The sequence below is a fragment of the Algibacter mikhailovii genome (assembly GCF_014651495.1).
Lineage (GTDB): Bacteria > Bacteroidota > Bacteroidia > Flavobacteriales > Flavobacteriaceae > Algibacter_E > Algibacter_E mikhailovii.
This window is the reverse complement of sequence record NZ_BMWZ01000014.1, coordinates 1-20,885: the sequence shown is the minus strand read 5'-3', so window position 1 is coordinate 20,885 and position 20,885 is coordinate 1. Positions and strand designations below refer to the sequence as shown.

The following is a 20,885-nucleotide window of genomic DNA, read 5'->3' as shown; positions in this document are numbered from 1 at the left end:
CTATTTTTAGCTTAACCTATGTTAGTTGCTTTGTTTGCTAGCTTCTGATTTTCCTTCGGAAAATCCTCGCACACAAACACGCAACATTTCATATACGTAACCGTTGTAAACAATTATCGGAAACGTGTTTACTAAACCAAAAGGTTCGTTTACTCATTTATCTTTTTATTACTTCCTAATAAGAAATAGATTTGAGTTTAAATTAAAATCAAAAACAATATGAAAAGACTTTTGACCTTATTTCTGATTTTGACCATTTTCTCGTGTGAACGAAAAGAAATTACAAAAGCGGACTTATCATTCAAACTAATAAGTTGGGGAAGTTTTTATGGAGCAGAACGTGAACAAATAGAAAAATTTGAAAAATTATTTGACAGTATAAGAAAGAATCCAAACGCTCAAAAACAGGACAAAGAATTAGACGACTTCTTTTTGAGACTAAAGGATAAAGGATTATTTACATCACCATACATAAATCTACGAATTGGAGCTGATTCGACTTTGGTCGTTTACCTTTCCGAAACTGAATACAAAAAAGTAAAAGACTTTAACCACAACGATTTACAAAAACGGAATAAAAAGGTCGAATTAGAACTTGAAATTGTAAAGAAAGATGTTGACATATATTATGCTGAACGAATTTTAAGCGTGAATGAGGTTGACGGACAAACATATTGGAAAAAATAACAGTTTACAACAACGTGTATAATTAATTGCTTTGGCAAGTGCTTTTTTGGAAAATTCCTTCGGAATTTTCTCGCGTTCGGTTTTGTTTACTAAATTAGTTGCTTAAACTCGCAACTAACCATACACAACAACGTTACCCAACATTTAAAAAAGCAACCAAATGACCAAAACTGACCTATTTCGAGTGATAATTAAAATATTCGGAATTTACTGCTTCATAGATGCGATATTTCAAATGATTCCAAACTTATCTTATTCTGGAGGATTTTATTCAATAAGTTTAAAAGTGAGTTTAATCTTTATATTGGTAACAGGACTTATTGCTTATTTTTTATTATTCCATACTGACAGAATAATCAAATTTTTGCGATTGGACAGAGGATTTGATTCTGATAATATCGATATTGGAAGTCTAAAAAACGATGGACTTTTCAAATTTGCACTAATTTTTATCGGACTTTTATTGGTTGTGGACAACATACCTCAGTTTTTAAATTTTTGCTACTTGGCATTTAAAAAGCAAGTCTCATCAACTGGACTTGATGAAGTCGACGGATTTATGTTAGAGCAACAATTGGATTATAATTGGTGGATTGTTTCTGCGTTAAATGTTTTGATGGGAATTATAATTTTGACCAATTACAGGCGGATTGCTAATCTGTTCCTGAAAAAAGAAAAAAACGTTGGGTAACAACGTGTAAAAATAATTGCTTGGTTCTAGCCTACTCGGAAAATCCTGCGGATTTTCCTCTGGTTTGTTCCATTTTTGTTAAGTTAGTTGCTTAACCACGCAACTATCCTTACACAAACCGTTACCCAACATATAAAAAACTCAACCTATGAATGAAGACATGACAGTCGAACAATTTCGATATACGCCTTTTTGGACTCGTGCAGGAGCTTATCTATTAGATACAATTATTCTAAGTGTCGTTGCTATAACGGTCAATTACGTTAATATATCTAATTTTAAAAGTTTTCTTCTTTACTTACCCTTTGCTATTTTGGCAATTTTATACAAACCCTTTTTGGAAAGCTATTATGGAGCTACAATCGGCAAAATGATTGTAAAAATTAAAGTAACTGATAAAAATTTCAAGAAAATTGATATGACTACGTCTATTTTGAGAAGTTCGATTTTGGTTATTCCTTTAATAATGTATATTCCAATTTATTACTTGGCTTTTAACAACACCAGTTTATACGAAATAAATGAGTTTATGGAGTTTTCTACCGCTATTGCAACTGAATACCCAATGCAAGGAATAATTGGAAATTTAAGCATGATAATAATTGTTGCAGATATTATTTTCCTTTTATCCGACTCAACAAAAACAAAAAGGTCGCTTCATGACAGAATTGCAAATACTTATGTTATTTACGACAAAAAAAATAAAAATACGTTGGGTAACAATGTATAAAAATAATGCGTAAGTTTATTCCTCATACGTAAGTCCGTGCCGATTTGCTGGCGTCCGATTTTCCTTCGGAAAATCAGCCTCTCTCAAATCCGCACTATTCTTATACGAGACCGTTATGTGCAAGCTGAAAAAGGATTCGAACTAATAACAAATGACTGAACAAGCAATAATAAAACAGATAGGAAAATCAGCTGAAATCGATTTGCAAAAACCAAAACCAATTGGAAGTACTGGGTTTTATTTAAAGTCATTTAACTCTAAAAACCCTGAGTCCGTTTCTCTGAAAATAGACTCTAAATGCAACTTTGAAAAACGAACTCATGGACTCTTGTTACGTGCCAATTATTCTAATAAATTGATTGCGATTCCAATTCATAATGAAAATATTGTCGAAATTACTCTAACCCGCGGAAAAGAAAATATTAATCCTTTTTTTTTATCACCAATGTGGATTTTATTAAAACTTGGTGTATCTAAATTAAGAGCACGATACTTTAAATTTTGGAGTTTTGAATACTCAATTGATCAAATGGAATTGAGCATAAAAACGACAGATTACGAAATGGATTTCATTGCTAATGGTTATTTATTTGAACGGCAATTAAGTTTTTTTAAGAATCTTAATTATGGAAATAAATTATTGACTAAAATAAAAGCCAGCACATAACATTGTATAAAAATAATGCGTAAGTTTATTCCTCAATCTAAAGGCTAGTGCTTGTTTGGTTGCATCTGATTTTCCTTCGGAAAATCCTCGCACTCAAACTACGCACTATTCTTATACGTAACCGTTGGCATTCATTAAACCAAACCTAAAGAAATGAGTACTTGGAACTTAAGAAAAGTAGAAAAGGAATTGAAGAAATCTTTTGAAGATGATTCAGAGGTTGACCTTCTAGCGATACTAAAGAAAAACTCATTTCTATTTTACCCACTTTACTCAAGGAAATATGGAATCCAACCCAATTTCGCTGAGGTTTCATTCGCAGGTAAAATGAGATGTGATTTTGCTTGGCTTAACGATAATTCTGGCGGTCCAGAATGGGTCTTAGTTGAAATTGAAAAACCAAAAATGAAACTATTTAGTAAAAATGGTGACCCTTCAGCCGAACTTAATCATGCTGTTGAGCAGGTTAAATCTTGGGATAGGTATTTCAGAGAAAATCCTAGCGAAAAGTCAAGAATATTCGGTGCAGTTTCCCGATTTAAATACATACTTGTAGCTGGTTCCAGAGAAGACTGGAGTAGTGAAAAGGCGATAAAATGGAGAGCATATCATAATGACAATTACAATATTGAGATTAGAAGCTGCGATATTTTTTTAGATGCAATAAAATTAGCCAACAACAAATTTGAAGAATTGTGGAGTTTTGAAGAAAACCCTATTAGTTTGAAAGATTCTCAGTTGGAAAAGTACTGGCAAGAATATGGATATATGGACATCTTTAGAAAAGTACTTTAAATGACATTACGAAAAGGGAAAACCAAATCAACTCTTGAAAGCTCAATAGAAGCTGCTTTTCTTGCTGTCGAAATTTACAACAAGCCGAGAACTCCATTTCGAATAGAAGGTTTCATTACTCAAATGATTATTGCATGGACTAGATTATTTCATGCTCACTACAATCATACAATTGGAGAAAAATACTATTACAAAAAACCTAATGGACACTATCAAACTATTGATGGAGAAAAAAAATCTTGGGAATTAAAGACCTGTGTCTCAAAACATGATGGACTAACAACCGCAGTTAAAACTAATTTGAATTTTTTCATAAAGCTTCGAAACAAAATCGAGCATAGACACATTGATCGAGAAGAAATTGGAGTAATGATTTTTGGAGAGTGTCAAGCACTTTTATACAATTATGAAAATACTCTCATTGATTTCTTCGGTGAAGAATACGCTCTGAATGAAAGTCTCTCATTTTCTATTCAATTTTCTAGACTTCGGAAAAAATCACAAATAGAAGCCAGTAAAAAATTGCTCTCAAAGGAGATTAAAGAATTGAAGTCATTTATAGACAATTATAGAACTTCACTTACTGATGAAGTTTTTAATGCTCAAGAATACAGTATCAAACTTATTCAGGTGCCAAAAATTTCAAATACAAACCGTAATGATTTAGCAGTGGAATTTGTGAATTGGAATTCACTATCTGAAACTGACAGAGAGAATTATGAAAAAGTAACTGCTATTATTAAGGACAAGGTCGTCAAGAAAGAAGCTATAAATCCAGGTAAAAGAAAACCAACGGATGTGATTACTAAAGTTAATTCAGAAATTGATTTTGAAATAAATCATTATGACCATAAATGTCTTTACTGCTGTTTCAAAATAAGACCTGCTACTGCAAATGACATAGACGATCCATTTGACACTAATACAGCATATTGTCACTATGATGAAGTTCATGATGATTATGTTTATCAAGATGAATGGGCAGAACTAATAATTCGTGGGATAAATGAAGGTTCCTTAACAAGAAATGATTGGAAAGCAAAATTCAAAAACAGAGAAAGCTATGATATAGCAGCCTTTGAAACAAATGACACTGATGGCACTATTTAAAATTAAACAAGCACTAGAATACATAAAGGAGAAACCCTTCAAACTAGAGAAGGAAATCCAAGACTTAACAGAACAAAACTTAAAGACAGTTTTCGGGCTAGATTTCGTAAAATCAGAATTTGCACTCAACAATTTCAGGCTTGACACTTTAGCGTTTGATAAAGAAGCAAATGCTTTTGTAATCATAGAATATAAGAGAGACAAGAACTTTAGCGTGATTGACCAAGGATATGCCTACTTGTCATTGATGCTGAACAACAAAGCAGATTTCATACTTGAGTTCAACGAAAATCTAGACAAGACATTAAAACGAAATGACGTTGATTGGTCTCAATCAAGAGTATTATTTATTTCCCCAGCATTTACCAATTACCAAAGAGAAGCCATAAACTTCAAAGACTTACCAATTGAATTGTGGGAAGTAAAACGTTTTGAAAACGACACGGTTTCTTTCGACCAAATTCAAAAAGCAGGTGCCCAAGAAAGTATAAAGACAATATCTAAGACCGATAATACGATTGACAATGTTGCTAAAGAAATAAAGGTTTATTCTGAACAAGAGCATTTGGAAAATGTGACAGAAGAAATCAAGGAACTTTATGAAAAACTAAAAAGTGCAATTCTGAATTTCGACAACATTGAGGTAAAGCCCAAAAAGAAATATATCGCATTTGTGTCAGGTAGAAATGTAATAGACATTCACCCGCAACGAAAAGCCTTGAAAATGTGGTTGAACCTCAATAAAGGAGAATTAGATGACCCCAAAAATTTGATGCGTGACGTATCTACGACAGGACATTGGGGCAATGGTGATTATGAATTACAAATCAACTCTGATGATGATTTAGAATACATTTTAAGCCTTGTGAAACAGTCAATTAAAAAGAATATAAAATAACGAAATGCCAACAATGGGTATAGTGCATAGCTTCCTTACGTCAGCTACGCCACCACACCCGAACCGTTCTACGCAATTTGAAAAACTTACTCAAAATATTAATTCTGACTTTGATTTTAGCTTCTTGCAAAAAAGAAACTGAAAGCAAAACGGAATTTCCTAAATCTGACTTTAATCTCAAAACGGACTTAACCGTTTTCAAGAAAAATATGACTGAATTAGATACCATTAAGGTTTTCTTTGACCATTCAGTTTGCACTTACGAAGGTTACGAAAGAATTGAAATCACTAAACAATCGGATTCAATAAAAATTCGGACTGAATTTAAAGAACTGACTTTTAGTGAAAATAAAAAGCCCGAATGGAATTTAGTTTACGAGAAAAAAATATCGGAAACTGACACTATTTGGCAATTTGAAAAATTTATTGAACGAAACGCAAATCGTAAAACTTCTGACAAGGAAAATCGTGGCATTTTAATAATCGAAAACAAAAAAGACACTATTCAGTTTTATACCGATGGACTAGTGGACTTGAATCACTTTTTAGAAGATTATTATCTGACAATGAGAAAAATATATCCAGAAAACAAAAAGGGAATTTATGGATATGAACTTGCGGAGGAATAAAAACTGCGTAGAACAACGTGTATAATTAATGGCTAGTTCGAGCTTGCTTACGAAAATCCTCGCGGATTTTCTATTCGGTTTGTATTTGCTAAATTAGTGGCTTAAACACGCCACTAATCATACACAAAACCGTTACCAACAAGCTGAACAAAAATCCTGCTAATGAACAAACTTTCGTCTGAAAACCTAAATCTTCTGCCAAATCCGAATGAATTACAAAAGATTTGCAAATCCATTTCTGCTTTGGAAGCAATTATTTGTCCTGAATGGGAATACAGATATTATTCTTACCAAAAAGATTGGAGTGAAACAGAAGAGTTTTGCGAAATGAGAAACGGACAAGGAGACCAAATGTTAATGGTTTTTAGCAAATACGGAACTTGTATTAACGGATTTGCTCACGAAAGCGAAATGAATGGTTGGAAAAACATTCCAATTGAAGAGAAAAAATCTTTTGTAGAAAAACTATTTGGTTCAAAAAAAGAAACCAAAACGGAATTAACTCAAATAATTCCAAAAGGAGTTGTGGATAATTTACCAAAAGTATTTAATGACTTTATATTCGGAGAACCTGTGAAAAGTATTGGAACAACTTTTTGTATTTGGCAAACTGAATCAGATAATAATTGGAAAATAGGGAAAGTCGATTTACCAAAAGACGAATACAAAGATGGCTCTAATGATTTACTACAATTATTAGACGGAAAACCTTTGACTTATAAAAATTGGGCGGAAGAATATTACGAGGAAAATTTTGAGGAAAACGAACTCAAATTGGAACTTGTAGAAAAGATTTATAAAGGAGCAATAATAACAAAAGAATTGGTTCTCGAATTAAATCCAGAATTAGATGATTTTGAACAATTGAAATCTGATTTAAACGAAATCGGATTTGAACATAAAATATAAAAGCCAGTTGGTAACACCGTGTATAATTAATGGCTGGTTCTCGCCTACTTACGAAAATCCTCGCGGATTTTCTATTCGGTTAATATTTGCTAAATTAGGTGCTTAAACACGCCACTAATCATACACAAACACGTTGTAAGTAATTTGAACAAACCAAGAAAAATAGAACTCAATTTAGGAAATCCAAAAAATGGATGGCTTCCGATTGAATTAAAATCTACGGATTTTGAATTGGAATTTAATGCTTCAAATATTCCTGAAAATCCGACTGACAAACTTTGCGAATCTCTGATTTTAACAATGAACGGAATTGAAACGGAAATATGTTGGAATCTGGAACCTGAATGTTATTTCTTTGAACTAAAACAAAGCGGAAAAAATATTAATCTGAACATTTCAAATAGTAGCGGAATAACAAAAAATCGAAATCTGATTTATGAAATGACTGGAGATTTTGAGTCTGTGATTTTACCAATGTATAGGAGTTTAAAAAAGTTTAGTACATTGGAATTTGATAATGCGGATTGGATAAAAATTGACCAAATAAAACTGAATAAATTAACGGAATTAGTAACGGAAAGAAAAAACTACTTACAACAAAGTATATAAAAAATTGCTAGTTTTAGCTAAACCAAAGTTAGTTGCTTGTTTGCTAGCTTCTGATTTTCCTTCGGAAAATCAGAAGCTAGCAAACAAGCAACTTTCCATATACATAAACGTTAGCTTTAATGCTAACATCACGAACAAAAACAAAAATCCCTTTTACCAAGAATACTTTTTGATAATTATGCGATAATTATCAATACATAAGAATCCAAATATACTAAAGGCAAATAAAATTAATATCGTTATTGACTTAATAATATATTCTCCAAATAGTAAGCTAAACATAAATATTAGTCCCGAAAATAATGCTATAAGAAAAAATGAAAGTGACTTTTTTAAATAAGAAGACACTTCTTTTTTGTAATCTATTTCAGCTTTAATTTTGAGCATCATGCTATTTTCAAAATCATCGTTTATCATCGTTTTTACTCCAGATTTTACAAAATCACTAATCAAATCGTCTTTAAATTCTTCTAATTCTTTCATCTTTATTTATTGTTTTTACTTTCAATATGAAAACGTATGCTTTTCCTTGCTCTATGTAATATAACTTTGGTATGTGCCATTTTCCAACCTGTAATATTCACTATTTCTTTTAAACTATATTCTTCTAAATAAAACAGATTTATTGCTAACCTTTCATTTGAATTTAAAGATTTCATGATTTTTTCAATCTGTACTAATTTATCACTTTTAGTTTCCGAATTTAATTCAAAATTTGTCTCATTATGTAATTCTGCAACATATTCTACTTTAAGTTCTCTTTTCAACTTCTTAAGTTTTTGAAAAGATTCATTTACAATAATTCTATAAAACCATGATTTAAATTTCGCTGTTCTATTAAACGATTTCAATCCGTTATACGCATTCATAAAGGAATCTTGAACAATTTCTTCAGCATATTGGTCATCCTTTACAATTGAAACGGCAATATTAAACGCCATGTCTTTGTAGGTATTCAAAAAATATCTAAAAGCTTCTGTATCTCCCGATAAAACCCTTTCAATATACTCATCCTCCATTTTTATTTTTATAAGTTTTATTAATAAAATGAATGATTTGAAAGGATATGCCTAAACATATACCGACAATAAAAGTGATTAAAAAACCTTTAAAAAGCTCTAAATCATTTTCTAAATAGCGAACTAGAAAGGCAATACCTAAAAAGGAAACACTCAAACCAATGATGACGATACTTAATTTAAACCAAGGAAAGATAATCTTGATTTTATTTTTCTTTTGAAATTTAAGCACATCTTCTAAATCTAGTCCTTTATCTATAAGATGCATTCTTTCTCTATATTTAGCTTTTTGATAAAACAACCAAGCGAATAAAAATGCAATAATACTTATACCGACTATAATTAAAAATAGAATTTGTTTTGTCATGGCGTTTTTTAATATTTAAATTATTCTTTGATTAATTCTTCTTTTTTGCAATCATCTCTCTATCGCGACCAATCATTTTTAGTCCAGTAACAATTCCTTTATCATCCAAAATAAAGTTAAGTTTCATTGTTTGATTATTATCTAAAAACTTATGGTCTCCATAATAATTAATTTCAACCTTTTGACCTTGTGCATCACCATAAATTTTGTCTCCTTCAGTAATTATCGACAAGTTGAATTCTGGCGAAAACTCATAGTCTCCTAAATAAATTGACATTTCTTTAGAAGACAATTTAATAAACTCTACGTTAGCAACTATAGGAGTCGTATTTAATTTATGGTCGTAACTCATAATTCTTGTTGGCACCCATTTTCCTTGGTCTAAAATCCAAAGGTTAATAAATCTGGAAATTGTACTACCAAAAGAATGTTTTCCGGTTTGGATTGCTCCATATAAATTTCCGCTATCATACAAAGGAAACACTTCAATACTACCTTCTTCTAAAACTCTTTTTATATTGTTTTTTCCTGTACTACAAAGATTCTTTTTTAATGTACTTATAAATTTTGCTCTCGATTTAGTAATACCATCTTTATCATGATAAAATTCAAATTCTTCAGGTAACAATTCTTCAAATACTTCCAAATTACATTTATTAAACCCTACTTCAAAAAACAAACTGTCTTTTGCTTTTAAAATTTCAAACAATTCATTATCACTTGGAACTTGAGCATTAATAATATTTGAAAAAAGTATGACTATAATAGCAACTCCTTGAATTTTTCTAATTGGTAATTTCATAATTTTTCTTTTAATTAAATTTATCTATTTCCAATAGGATTGCATTTATTATAAAAAGGTTACAAATTCTTAATAAAATTACTTCTCTCAATGAAAAAAGCACATAAAGCTAACACCGTGTATAATTAATGGCTAGTTTTCGCATACTTACGAAAATCCTCGCAGATTTTCTACTTGGCTTTTATTTACTAAATTAGGTGCTTAAACACGCCACTAATCATACACAACAACGTTGTAAAACATTTGAATGAAAATACCGAGCATAACATTTAAAGCACCTGAACCTGAATTAAAAGTCATTAAATCAGTTACAGTTTATATTTCGGAAAAACACTCTGAAATGATCATTGCTCCTATTTCTAAAGAACCAAAAGATAGTTATCATTACGAACAAAAGGATTGTGAAATAATTGACTTAACATCTTCAACTGAAATTATTGGAGAAGCAATAAAGCGGAATTTCAATAAATTCGATATTAAAGAAAAAAAAGAAGGAATGGGTAAAAAATCCGACTGGCCTGCTTTAAAAGTAAGTAAGGAAAAAAGTGGTCGTGGTTTTGAGGAAAAGTATCGCCGAATTTCAATTCGTGGAATAACAGATAGAAACAGTACGTTGAAAATTGAAACTGTAATGAATTTACCAATCGGAATTGAATTGACAAGTACGATTTCAGCTCATTGTGAGCCATCCGAATTAGGAAATAGAATTTTAAAAATATATCGTTCGGAAATAACTGAACGGAAATAAAAAACGTTTTACAACACCGTATATAAAAAATTGCTGGTGTTGTGCTAAAACAAAGGTCGTTACACGTTTGCTACGTCTGATTTTCCTTCGGAAAATCCTCGCACGCAAACACGCAACTTTCCATATACATAAACGTTGGCGTTAATTTAAGAATGAAGAACTTTACATCATATTTTCTACTAATAATTATACTTTTAAGTTGTAATAAAACAACTGAAAAAATCTTGATTCACGAATTCAGTCCGACCGCAAGCAGTTGGAATGTTGAAAAATGGAATTCCGACAATGACAAAAACCCATATCAAATAAGGGAAACCGTCGATTCAGAAAACAAAGTGTTAAAATTGGAATTTACGAAAAATGGAAAAGTTCTTGAAAACCGACTTTGTTATCTTCCGACTATCGTTGAATACGAATATCAAACCGATAGAATAATTGAACGGTTATATTCCAATGGACAGCCAATGGAGGCAACTGAATGTGAAATGCCATTTAAAACCATATATCACTTAAAAGATAATTACATTACTAAAGTTGAGACTTTTAGAAAATTTGACACTATCAATTTCTCGAAAAATGAATTAAAGGAATTAAGAAAATACGTTTCCGAATACGAACTGACTATTTGTAATGACAGTACAAATACTGAAGTTGATTTTTACTATCACTCGTTCGCTAAAATGAACGGAATTTACCCAACAAATAAAAACTATAAATACGACCCAAATAACTATTATTATGGAGATGAACCAGAAGCGGAATCAATAGTAAACGGAATAAAAAAATTAAAAAACTAACGCCAACACCGTGTAAAAATAATTGCTTGGTTCTCGCCTACTCGGAAAATCCTGCGGATTTCCCTCTGGTGTGGTTCATTTTTACTAAGTTAGTTGTTTAACCACGCAACTATCCGTACACGAACACGTTGTGGGTAATTTGAGAAAACGGAAATGAACGAATCAAAAAGACTGAATTTTTTAAAATCATATCTCAAATTATATGGAGTTGAGAAAATTGAATTAATTGACAAAACGGTTGACTCAATAAGCGGAATTGCAATCTATGATGAGAATGACCCAGAAGAACGACAGGAATTTATTTGGCATAAATCTGAAAAGCAAGTTCCCTCACCTGAATTGAATATTCTGATTGAAAAAATTGTTGCAGAAAAATGGCATAACGGAGATAAAATTTTGGAAAATATTGAAGAATTGGAATTTGAAGAGTTTGACAACACAACTAAAGAAAAAATACTGACTGAATTATTTGATGTCCAAATTCGAATGGTCGAAGATGGAGAAGAAACAGATTCTTATTGGGTTCATTACTAATTGATAAAATGAAAATATTAAAAAAAATATCAGTAATTGGAATTGTTTTCCTTTTGGTCAGCTGTTTCTCAACAGAAACAAAAAATGCTGAAAAAGCATATAAATATTGGTCTGGAAACGAACCACCAAAAGAAATTGAATTGATTAAAGGCGAATATTATCAATCACCTCATTTTACTCTCGAATATGAGTTATTCCTTAAATTCAAATCGGACAAAAAATGGTTTGACGAATTTGTTGACTATAACGGTCTTGAAGTTGACACAGTTGGAAACGAATGGAAAGGTTGGACTAAATTGCCTGAATGGTTTAAACCTGACCAAAACTATCTGATTTATGCAAAAGACCAAACAGCCGAATTTGAACGTTCAAGATATTTAAGAAATCCTAAAACTGGAATTAGCTATATCTATGAAACTGTGGGAATGTAAAATAAAAAACTACCCACAACAACGTGTATAATTCATTGCTAGTTTTAGCCTACTTACGAAAGTCCTCGCGGACTTTCTATCTGTGATTTATTTGCTAACTTTAGTGCTTAAATACGCAACGAAATCATACACAAAACCGTTGTAAAACATTTGAAAAAAGCACTTTACATATTTATTCCTTTGCTGATTTTATTGAGTTGTTCCGACTCGAAAAAACAGACTGAACCGATATCTGAAAATAGAACTCTTTATGTTTTTCACACAGAAATCGCAAAGCCAATAATGGAATATGAATTGGTTATTTCGGAAAATGACACAGTAACTAAATACTCATATAGAAATCTGAAAAATGAAGAAAGGAACATGGAGTTTTCTTATGATAAAGTGTCTAAACAATTGGTTTTTGTCTTTGACCAATTTATTCCCTCAAATAGAACGGAATATCTGAATAACGAAATACATAAATCTGCGTTCACAAATTATGGATTGAAAGAGCCATATGATGATGGAACTGGACCAATATTATTCAATCCTGAATATGGTGTCTTGGGAATTGGAAACAGTTATGGACCTGATTTTATTTATTTACCAAATTCCAATCTTGAACTGACAAAAGACGTTATTGCTGAATTATATAAATAAAAACGTTTTACAACAACGTGTAAAAATAATTGCTTGTGACTTGCCTACTTGGAAATTCCTGCGGAATTTCCAATGCTTCGGTTCATTTTTAGTAAGTTAGTTGCTTAAACACGCAACTATCCTTACACGAACACGTTAGGCACAAGCTCGACGCGACAACGAGAATATTTCTACATGTCATTAAGATTTATTATCTTACAAATACAACCAACTATAAATCATACAGTTATGAAAAATTCAGTTCTCATTAAAAAGTCTACATTGATTCTAATAGCACCTCTCATTTTTCTTACAATAAGTGCCTGTGGTAAAAAACAAAAAAGTAACAAAAATGAATTTAATTCAGTTTATTCCGAAAAAGATTCTATCATGCTTGAGAGCAATGTTATTCAGGACAGTATTGAATTTACCAAGTATATAGAAATGCAAAATATCAAAAATGATTCCATCAATAAAATATGGGAGGAACAGGAGTTGACACCTATAGAGGGTTTTTCTATGGAACTTGATATTGAAGATGCATTATTATTGTCCAACTGCGACTCTTGCAATGAATCATTGAAAGCTTATGATATTGTTGAGTTTAAATCCTTACGCGAGTTAATATTATTTTATCACAAAATATATTCTTATACATATGAAGAGTATAACAACTTTATTAAATCCAATAAATTAGATGGTTTCGTTTCTTATTTAGGTGCTTTTGGCTCTGCAACTTATAAATCTAATAAGCAAAAAACACAAAAAATATATGAACAGTTCAATAGTGAAGAAACGCTAGATATTTCTTGGATTGAAAACTTAAGTTTTTTTAGTAAAATATTGAACCCAAGAGCATTTGAATCTTATGATAAATGCTTAGCTATTAAGTGTGGTTACCCTTACATTACGACTCAAAAAGGGAATGGTAAAGAATTCATTCTTAAAATTGAAGTTTCTCATTTACCTAGAAGATATCCTTCTAAAATGAAACTAAACAATATTATTGTTTCTAATGCGAAACCAATTGGTCGAAACGCACTTTTGGATGGCCTTAAAGTTAAAACAGTTGATGGATTTCCAGCACAGAGGTATGAAAAAATTGAAGATGATAATGACGTTCTCATAAGTGTAACCCTAAAAGGTTTTAATGAATTAAAAAAAACTATTAAGTCACGAGAACCTCGGAGGGAACCTGTCACTTCTAATTACAACTATACAACGTTTGTTTTACCAACCAAACATACAACAGGCTATGGTACTGTATCTGTACATACAGGACCTGGTTTAAAATTTGAGCCCAATCAATTACTTGGAGTTTTTATATATCCCTCTAATGGGATAATTTATCCTCGAGATTTACAAGGTAAAGATTATAGAATTTTATCTGCTGAATTATATTCAGAAAACCCGCCTTTACCTTTTGATGATTCTAACACACCTAAAATGCATAATCATAGATGGATTAATCATGGTAATAATCCATTCAATATTCAAATATCTGATGATAAAAAATCTATTAAATATGATATGAATAAATCACCATTCTTACGCTTAGATTTTTTAAGTAAACATTTTGATAATAACGGATGGTATACTTTTGACAATGGCAAAAGGTACAATGTTAAAGATGGATTTGATTTCAAAATTAAGGGAGTAGCTGAGGTTAAAGAAATGAAATGTGTAGAAAATTGTGATTGATAAAAAGCCAGTGCCTAACAACGTGTATAAAACATAGCTATTATAGGCTTTCCGAGAGGTTTTTGTATATTTACAAAGTACGCCAAATTTTTTATTTGGTTATATTTATAAAGAAAATTAAACATAAAAATAATAAATTCGGCTCGTGTTTAATCCGAAAAGTTAGCATTTATTTATACGCTACGTTTCATACACAAGACCGTTGTAAGTAATTTGAGAAAAACGCTAACCATACTATTAATTCTGTCATTCGAACTTTTTTCTTGCAAGTCTGATAAGAAATACTCGGACTATAACGAAACCGATTTTTATGAAGTTCAAGGAATTATAAATTATGCAAATCCGACAAGTGACCCTTTCGACAGTACAATCGAAAAAAATGTGAGTTTCACCTATTTTTTAGACCGACCAAATCCAAAAACGGGAATTGAGAATAACTTGGAAATGTTTGAAGCTCAAAATGGATATCCATTAATAGTTCTTGTGCATAAAGAAGACGAAAACATAAGTTTTTATGGTCGAGTTGGAATTCTTGAAAATTTGAACGTGAAGGAAAAAGAATTTCTATCTAGGCACATCGAAAAAGAAATGTCTAAGCTAAAGAAAAAGACACCTGAATATATTTATAACGCACTAATAAAAGACTCTATTAAAGAAAATAAAACGGACAAAAAATAAAAAACTACTTACAACATTGTATAAAAATAATGCGTAAGTTTATTCCTTAATCTAAAGTTAGTGCTTGTTTGCTTGCATCTGATTTTCCTTCGGAAAATCCTCGCACTCAAACTACGCACTATTCTTATACGTAACCGTTGTACACCATTTGAGGAAACCTATGAAAAAAGCATATTTCAATCTAACTTTTCTGATTTTAATTATAATTCTATTTTCATTATTTGTTTATAGCGGAATAGAAATCATTGTGAGCAAAACAGAAACTATGGAGTGGAAAGGCGGACGATTTATTATGACCGATTTGACTAAAGTAATCGGGGTTTTATTAATTCTGACCTTGCCAACTTACGTTTACTTAAAGAAAAAATATTACACAACAAGCGAAAAGATATGAGTTGGGACATTGTTCTTTTTAATTCAAGACAGAAAATAGAATCAGTTGCGGAACTGGACGAAAACCAACTCGAACCGACTGACTTTAGCGGGATATTAGAAAGCTCATTTGACCGAATAAAAAAAGACGATAATCACAGAGAAATAATCGGAACTGATTTTACGATTGACTTTTTTGCGGACAATGAAAATTCAAGCAATTTTATGCTTCAATTATATGGAGAAAATGGACTTTATGAATTGATTGAATTGGCTAAAAAACATAATTGGCAGATTTACGATTCTGGAATTGACGGAATGATTGACTTGGAAAATCCCGAAAAGAACGGATTTGAAAATCATAGAAATTATGTGGAACAAATACGCAATCGGAAATAAAAAAAACGGTGTACAACACCGTATAAAAAAAATTGCTAGTTTTAGCTAAACCAAAGTTAGTTGCTCGTTTGCTAGCTTCTGATTTTCCTTCGGAAAATCCTCGCACACAAACACGCAACTTTCCTTATACATAAACGTTGGCAAACATATGAGAGAACATTTACTAACATCGATTCTAATTTTAATATTATTGGTTTCTTGCAAACAAACTGAAACCAAAAAGACTGAAATTGTCGAACAAAATGCAACAACTGAATTAAAAACCGAAATGGAAATAAAAGTTGAGGAAAACATTGCGGAGGAACAGTTTGTAGAAAATGACAGTTTAGCATTTGCTTTTGAATCTGAATTGGAAGATTATGCTCTTAAAAGTTCTTTATTCAAAATAGAGTTAAAACCTTATCAAAACCATCACGACAAAAGTGTTATTGACACAATGAAAACTCTGACTTTTGACAAAACTAAATTGGAATTTTATAAAGCGAAAAACTGGGAATCAATTATTGGCGGAATTATCAAAAATCCTGAAATAAAATTCGTTGATTCTTTAAACATCGGAATTAATAAAAGAACGCTTGAAAATATATTAAAAACTAAAATAGAATCTGACAAAGTAACTCTTGGGAATTTAGAGCAAACCTCATTATTCTTTTTTCAATTTGAAAATGGGATTTTGGAATCAATAAAATATGAAGGTTACTTTGATTAAAATACGATTTGCCAACACCGTATATAAAAAATTGCTAGTTTTACCCTAAACCAATATTAGTTGCTTTGTTTGCTAGCTTCTGATTTTCCTTCGGAAAATCCTCGCACACAAACACGCAACTTTCCATATACAACAACGTTGGCAGTAATTAAAACCAAAATCCTGAATTCTAGAATATGAGATATTTAGTAATACTATTTTTCGTTTTATTTTCCTGTAAAAACTCTACTGATAATAAATCTGAATCCAAAACTTTTATAGATATACATAGTCAGGCAATATTTGTTGATTCTCATAACGATATTCTGTTACAAACAATGGAAAAAGGTTATATAATAGATGATGACTTAAAAGGAAAAACTCACAGCGATTTAGACAGAATGAAAAAAGGTGGATTAGATGTTCAATTTTTTTCTGTTTGGAGTGATGGTAATCAAATAAACCCATACAGTTTTGCCAATATACAAATAGATAGTTTAGATGCAGTAATTGAAAGGAATCCTAACAAAATAATCAAAGTTTCAAATACAGAAGAATTAATATCAGCAGTTAATCAAAACAAAATAGCAGCCTTAATTGGTATAGAAGGAGGACATCAAATTGAAGACGATTTAAACAAATTAGATTCTCTTTACAATCGTGGAGTACGATATTTAACTCTTACTTGGAATAATTCTACCAAATGGGCAACAAGTGCATCTGATGAAACACAAAAAGATGGAACGCTCAATTCAGAAGGAAAAAAAGGACTTACTCATTTTGGAAAAGAAATTGTCAACAGGATGAACAAATTGGGAATTATTATAGACGTTTCTCACGTTGGAGAACAAACTTTTTGGGATGTTATTACTAACACAAAAAAACCGATTATTGCTTCTCACAGTTCTGTTTATAATATCTGTCCTCATCCTCGAAATCTGAAAGATGACCAAATAAAAGCAATTGCAAAAAATGATGGAGTTATTCAGATTAATTTTAGTTCTGGATTTTTAGATTCAGCAGTCGGAAAAAAAGAAGAAGAATTTCTTGAAAAACATAAATCTGAAATTGATTCTCTCAAACTTTCGGGTGTTAACCAATATCTCGCAGAGGAATTAATGTATCCAAAATATCGTCAAGAGTCAGAAGAATTGAAAGCACCTTTTAATCTTTTAATTGACCATATTGAATACATCATTAAATTAGTTGGTGTAGATTATGTTGGTATAGGTTCTGATTTTGACGGAATGGTTTTACCACCAAAACAGTTAAACGATGTTACGAAGTATCCTTTAATCACAAAAGCATTAATTGAAAAGGGATATAATGAAAAAGATGTTTCGAAAATACTTGGAGGAAATATATTAAGAGTTTTAAAAGCAAATGAATAAAAATAACTACTGCCAACACCGTGTAAAAATAATTGCTTAGTTCTTGCCTACTCGGAAAATCCTACGGATTTTCCTCTGGTTTGTTCCATTTTTATTAAGTTAGTTGCTTAATAACGCAACTATCCTTACACCAACACGTTGGCAAACATTAAAATCATATGAACGAAAAAACTAAAGCATTCCTAAACTCCAAAGGGCTAATTTTTGGTGGATTTTTTATGATTGCCATTTCCCTTATTATTATCTGGAAAGGCATTGAAAAGAAACGGATAACTGAAGAAAATCGGATAGTAGTTGCCACCGTATTAGAAACACCGACGGACTGTGATAATTTGGGTCGAAGAGGCGGATATTATAAACTACAGTTTAATGATCGAATTTTTGTGAAAAGCGGGAATAGAATCATTTGTGAATCCATTGTAGGAAAAAATGAAGTTGACGTTCTGACAAACGAAGAAATGGACGAAATTGTATTGGTCAATGAGTATGAAGAATACAATCTCTGGAGTGGGTTTGCACTTGTATTTATAGGATCTATAATTTCTTTTAAGGGATGGAGATCACAAAAACGTTTGCCAACAATATGTATAATTAATGGCTAGTTCTCGCCTACTTACGAAAATCCTCGCGGATTTTCTATTCAGTTTTTATTTACTAAATTAGGTGCTTAAACACGCCACTAATCATACACAAACACGTTAGCTTTAATTATGAACAAAATACTCTTCATATTGATTTTAGGACTTTCTTTTTATAATTGTAAAAAGGAATTAAAAAATCAGAACGAAAAAGTAGAAATTAAAGCCGAAAAAAGCGAAACAAAAAAGGAATTAAAATTTAGTCTTTATAACTCAACAGAATTTGAATTAAGAAACATAACAGTCGGATTACCCGATACGTCTCTAACATATGATAAACTTGAAAAACAATCTCAATTGGAATGGATAAATGTAAAATCTGCATATCATTACGGATTCGTAAGATTTTATGATATAAAAAACAGAAAATATTATATTCAACCTATTGATTATGTCGGAGAAACACCCTTTGAAAAAGGAGAATTGAAATTCATAATAAAGGAAATTGACTCAATAAATCAATGGTTTGAACTTGACTTTGAATATAAAAATAACTAAAGCTAACACCGTATAAAAATAATGCTGTAGTTAGTGCTTAATCAAAGGTTAGTGCAGTTTTGCTAGCTTCTGATTTTCCTTCGGAAAATCCTCGCATACAAAACCGCACTATTCTTATACATAAACGTTGGCAGTAATGCCACACAACCGCAGAAAGACTTAATAATTAATAACAGGGAAGCCGAAAACTGAATAGAGTAAGCGAAAAAATAAATTAATAAAAATGAAACAAATTAAATATTGGGGAGTTTTAATTTTTTTCGCATCAATTTTATTTATCGGTTGCAAAAATTCGAGTAACTCAAAAGAAACTTCATCCGAAAAAACAGAATTGACAGATACCGAAGACGAATGGGTTTCAATCTGGAACGGTAAGGACTTAACTGGCTGGAATACCTATTTCAATAGTCCTTTTTCTAAATATGACATAACCCAGGAGGGATTTTTAGGCTTGAATAATCCTGCTCAGGACATTATTGATGTAGTCCAATTGGGGGATGGTAGTGCCATTCGCATCTCAGGAACAGCTTTTGGAATGATGTTTACAGAGCAAGACTATGGCAACTACCATCTCAAACTGAAAGTTAAATGGGGCAATGACAAGCACCCACCGGTAGAAAATTCACTTAGGAATACTGGTTTGCTCTACCATGGATTTGGTGAACCTGGATCTGCATATGCCTATTTGAATACGGTGGAATTTGAAATTCAAGAAGGTAACATGGGAGATTTCTGGCCAATAGGAGACATAGAAATCGATGTTCCGAGTAAACCTACAGATAGTGAATTCCATCAATATGATGAAAATTCACCGCTTCGAACCTACTCAACTACTAAGTTTTATAAAGAAGGACTAACAGAACATGTAGACGTAGGCTTAATGGATAGTTTGGTAAAAATGTATGTGAAAAAGTTTCCAGACAAAGAAAATAAGCATGGAGAGTGGAATGACATTGACTTAATCTGCTTTGGGGATTCAAGTATACACATGGTCAATGGTACTGTTGTAATGAGATTATTTAACGCAAGAAAAATGAGCGATAAAAGCCCTCTTAAGGCTGGCAAGCTAGTGATTCAATCGGAAGGGTCTGAAGTATACTATAAAGACATCAGGCTTAAACGGATTGATAAGATGCCAGCAAAACTTGTGACTAAAGAGTAAAAGCTTGAATAAAAAACACTACTGCCAACAATGGCTATAAGTAATTGCTTGTTCTCGCCTACTTCTGAAAATCCGCGAGGATTTTCAGTTTGGTGTGTACTTGTAAAGTTAAGTGCTAACCCACGCAAATACTCATAGCCGAGACCGTTGTGTGCAATATAAAAAACAGCAAAATGAAGTACTTTTCATTGATGATTTTTGATTTATTATTTTATCAAAAAGCTATAACATAATTGAAAAGAACGCCAACTTTATTTATCCTTTAACTGTGATTATTTAAGAATCCTTAAAAAGGAAGTAAAGATTGAATTAAA

At 31.4% G+C, this 20,885-nt stretch carries 27 protein-coding genes; 23 read left to right on the top strand and 4 right to left on the bottom strand.

The window, feature by feature from the left end:
• The first annotated feature begins 219 nt into the window (after positions 1 to 219).
• The 10 genes from IE051_RS18085 (at position 220) to IE051_RS18040 (ending at position 7,725) form a co-directional block, all read left to right on the top strand.
• Positions 220 to 687 carry a hypothetical protein gene (locus IE051_RS18085; RefSeq protein ID WP_189362828.1) on the top strand — a complete coding sequence of 156 codons (468 nt, stop codon included), beginning with the start codon at positions 220 to 222 and terminating at the stop codon, positions 685 to 687.
• A gap of 160 nt (positions 688 to 847) precedes the next feature.
• Positions 848 to 1,378 carry a hypothetical protein gene (locus tag IE051_RS18080; protein ID WP_189362827.1) on the top strand — a complete coding sequence of 177 codons (531 nt, stop codon included), beginning with the start codon at positions 848 to 850 and terminating at the stop codon, positions 1,376 to 1,378.
• Between the two features lie 148 nt (positions 1,379 to 1,526).
• Entirely contained in the window at positions 1,527 to 2,108 is a 582-nt protein-coding gene (locus IE051_RS18075) for an RDD family protein (RefSeq protein WP_189362826.1), read from the top strand.
• 151 nt (positions 2,109 to 2,259) lie between these two features.
• Positions 2,260 to 2,775 carry a hypothetical protein gene (locus IE051_RS18070; RefSeq protein ID WP_189362825.1) on the top strand — a complete coding sequence of 172 codons (516 nt, stop codon included), beginning with the start codon at positions 2,260 to 2,262 and terminating at the stop codon, positions 2,773 to 2,775.
• A gap of 153 nt (positions 2,776 to 2,928) precedes the next feature.
• Positions 2,929 to 3,570: a Shedu anti-phage system protein SduA domain-containing protein gene (locus IE051_RS18065; protein WP_189362824.1), complete on the top strand. Its 642-nt coding sequence runs from the start codon at positions 2,929 to 2,931 to the stop codon at positions 3,568 to 3,570.
• Positions 3,571 to 4,680: a DUF3644 domain-containing protein gene (locus tag IE051_RS18060; protein ID WP_189362823.1), complete on the top strand. Its 1,110-nt coding sequence runs from the start codon at positions 3,571 to 3,573 to the stop codon at positions 4,678 to 4,680. It begins immediately after the preceding gene.
• Positions 4,667 to 5,578, top strand: coding sequence for a DUF5655 domain-containing protein (locus tag IE051_RS18055; RefSeq protein WP_189362822.1), 912 nt, complete (start codon positions 4,667 to 4,669; stop codon positions 5,576 to 5,578). The genes IE051_RS18060 and IE051_RS18055 overlap by 14 nt, the downstream gene beginning before the upstream one ends.
• 110 nt (positions 5,579 to 5,688) lie before the next feature.
• Positions 5,689 to 6,207, top strand: a complete 519-nt coding sequence (locus IE051_RS18050; RefSeq protein WP_189362821.1) for a hypothetical protein — start codon at positions 5,689 to 5,691, stop codon at positions 6,205 to 6,207.
• 162 nt (positions 6,208 to 6,369) lie between these two features.
• Positions 6,370 to 7,116, top strand: a complete 747-nt coding sequence (locus tag IE051_RS18045; RefSeq protein ID WP_189362820.1) for a hypothetical protein — start codon at positions 6,370 to 6,372, stop codon at positions 7,114 to 7,116.
• 144 nt (positions 7,117 to 7,260) lie between these two features.
• Entirely contained in the window at positions 7,261 to 7,725 is a 465-nt protein-coding gene (locus tag IE051_RS18040; RefSeq protein ID WP_189362819.1) for a hypothetical protein, read from the top strand.
• A 153-nt stretch (positions 7,726 to 7,878) separates the two neighbouring features.
• Here IE051_RS18040 and IE051_RS18035 read toward each other — a convergent pair whose 3' ends face one another.
• The 4 genes from IE051_RS18035 to IE051_RS18020 are packed head-to-tail and all read right to left on the bottom strand — an operon-like array spanning position 7,879 to position 9,913.
• On the bottom strand, positions 7,879 to 8,208 hold the full coding sequence (locus IE051_RS18035) for a hypothetical protein (RefSeq protein ID WP_189362818.1): 330 nt from the start codon (positions 8,206 to 8,208) through the stop codon (positions 7,879 to 7,881).
• Between the two features lie 2 nt (positions 8,209 to 8,210).
• Positions 8,211 to 8,744 carry an RNA polymerase sigma factor gene (locus tag IE051_RS18030; protein WP_189362817.1) on the bottom strand — a complete coding sequence of 178 codons (534 nt, stop codon included), beginning with the start codon at positions 8,742 to 8,744 and terminating at the stop codon, positions 8,211 to 8,213.
• Positions 8,734 to 9,111, bottom strand: a complete 378-nt coding sequence (locus IE051_RS18025) for a hypothetical protein (RefSeq protein WP_189362816.1) — start codon at positions 9,109 to 9,111, stop codon at positions 8,734 to 8,736. The genes IE051_RS18030 and IE051_RS18025 overlap by 11 nt, the downstream gene beginning before the upstream one ends.
• Before the next feature lie 31 nt (positions 9,112 to 9,142).
• Positions 9,143 to 9,913 carry a hypothetical protein gene (locus IE051_RS18020; protein WP_189362815.1) on the bottom strand — a complete coding sequence of 257 codons (771 nt, stop codon included), beginning with the start codon at positions 9,911 to 9,913 and terminating at the stop codon, positions 9,143 to 9,145.
• Positions 9,914 to 10,160: 247 nt separating this feature from the next.
• Between IE051_RS18020 and IE051_RS18015 the strand changes: the two genes are divergently transcribed.
• From IE051_RS18015 to IE051_RS17955, 13 genes are all read left to right on the top strand, one after another.
• Positions 10,161 to 10,661, top strand: coding sequence for a hypothetical protein (locus IE051_RS18015; RefSeq protein WP_189362814.1), 501 nt, complete (start codon positions 10,161 to 10,163; stop codon positions 10,659 to 10,661).
• A 224-nt stretch (positions 10,662 to 10,885) separates the two neighbouring features.
• A complete protein-coding gene (locus IE051_RS18010; RefSeq protein WP_189362813.1) occupies positions 10,886 to 11,458 on the top strand; it encodes a hypothetical protein in 573 nt (190 codons plus the stop codon).
• Positions 11,459 to 11,611: 153 nt separating this feature from the next.
• Positions 11,612 to 11,992, top strand: coding sequence for a hypothetical protein (locus IE051_RS18005; protein WP_189362812.1), 381 nt, complete (start codon positions 11,612 to 11,614; stop codon positions 11,990 to 11,992).
• 8 nt (positions 11,993 to 12,000) lie between these two features.
• Positions 12,001 to 12,423, top strand: coding sequence for a hypothetical protein (locus tag IE051_RS18000; protein WP_189362811.1), 423 nt, complete (start codon positions 12,001 to 12,003; stop codon positions 12,421 to 12,423).
• Positions 12,424 to 12,573: 150 nt separating this feature from the next.
• Positions 12,574 to 13,065, top strand: coding sequence for a hypothetical protein (locus IE051_RS17995; protein WP_189362810.1), 492 nt, complete (start codon positions 12,574 to 12,576; stop codon positions 13,063 to 13,065).
• 228 nt (positions 13,066 to 13,293) lie between these two features.
• Positions 13,294 to 14,745 carry a hypothetical protein gene (locus IE051_RS17990; protein ID WP_189362809.1) on the top strand — a complete coding sequence of 484 codons (1,452 nt, stop codon included), beginning with the start codon at positions 13,294 to 13,296 and terminating at the stop codon, positions 14,743 to 14,745.
• Positions 14,746 to 14,958: 213 nt separating this feature from the next.
• A complete protein-coding gene (locus IE051_RS17985) occupies positions 14,959 to 15,423 on the top strand; it encodes a hypothetical protein (protein WP_189362808.1) in 465 nt (154 codons plus the stop codon).
• A gap of 390 nt (positions 15,424 to 15,813) precedes the next feature.
• Positions 15,814 to 16,194, top strand: coding sequence for a hypothetical protein (locus tag IE051_RS17980; RefSeq protein ID WP_189362807.1), 381 nt, complete (start codon positions 15,814 to 15,816; stop codon positions 16,192 to 16,194).
• A 148-nt stretch (positions 16,195 to 16,342) separates the two neighbouring features.
• Positions 16,343 to 16,903 carry a hypothetical protein gene (locus tag IE051_RS17975; protein WP_189362806.1) on the top strand — a complete coding sequence of 187 codons (561 nt, stop codon included), beginning with the start codon at positions 16,343 to 16,345 and terminating at the stop codon, positions 16,901 to 16,903.
• Positions 16,904 to 17,079: 176 nt separating this feature from the next.
• Complete coding sequence (locus tag IE051_RS17970) at positions 17,080 to 18,273, top strand: dipeptidase (RefSeq protein ID WP_189362805.1); 1,194 nt, start codon at positions 17,080 to 17,082, stop codon at positions 18,271 to 18,273.
• A gap of 158 nt (positions 18,274 to 18,431) precedes the next feature.
• Positions 18,432 to 18,875 (top strand): hypothetical protein, encoded by a 444-nt coding sequence (locus IE051_RS17965; protein WP_189362804.1) that lies wholly within the window; start codon positions 18,432 to 18,434, stop codon positions 18,873 to 18,875.
• Between the two features lie 108 nt (positions 18,876 to 18,983).
• Positions 18,984 to 19,409 carry a hypothetical protein gene (locus IE051_RS17960; RefSeq protein ID WP_189362803.1) on the top strand — a complete coding sequence of 142 codons (426 nt, stop codon included), beginning with the start codon at positions 18,984 to 18,986 and terminating at the stop codon, positions 19,407 to 19,409.
• 331 nt (positions 19,410 to 19,740) lie between these two features.
• A complete protein-coding gene (locus IE051_RS17955; protein WP_189362802.1) occupies positions 19,741 to 20,571 on the top strand; it encodes a 3-keto-disaccharide hydrolase in 831 nt (276 codons plus the stop codon).
• The last annotated feature ends 314 nt before the right edge of the window (positions 20,572 to 20,885 follow it).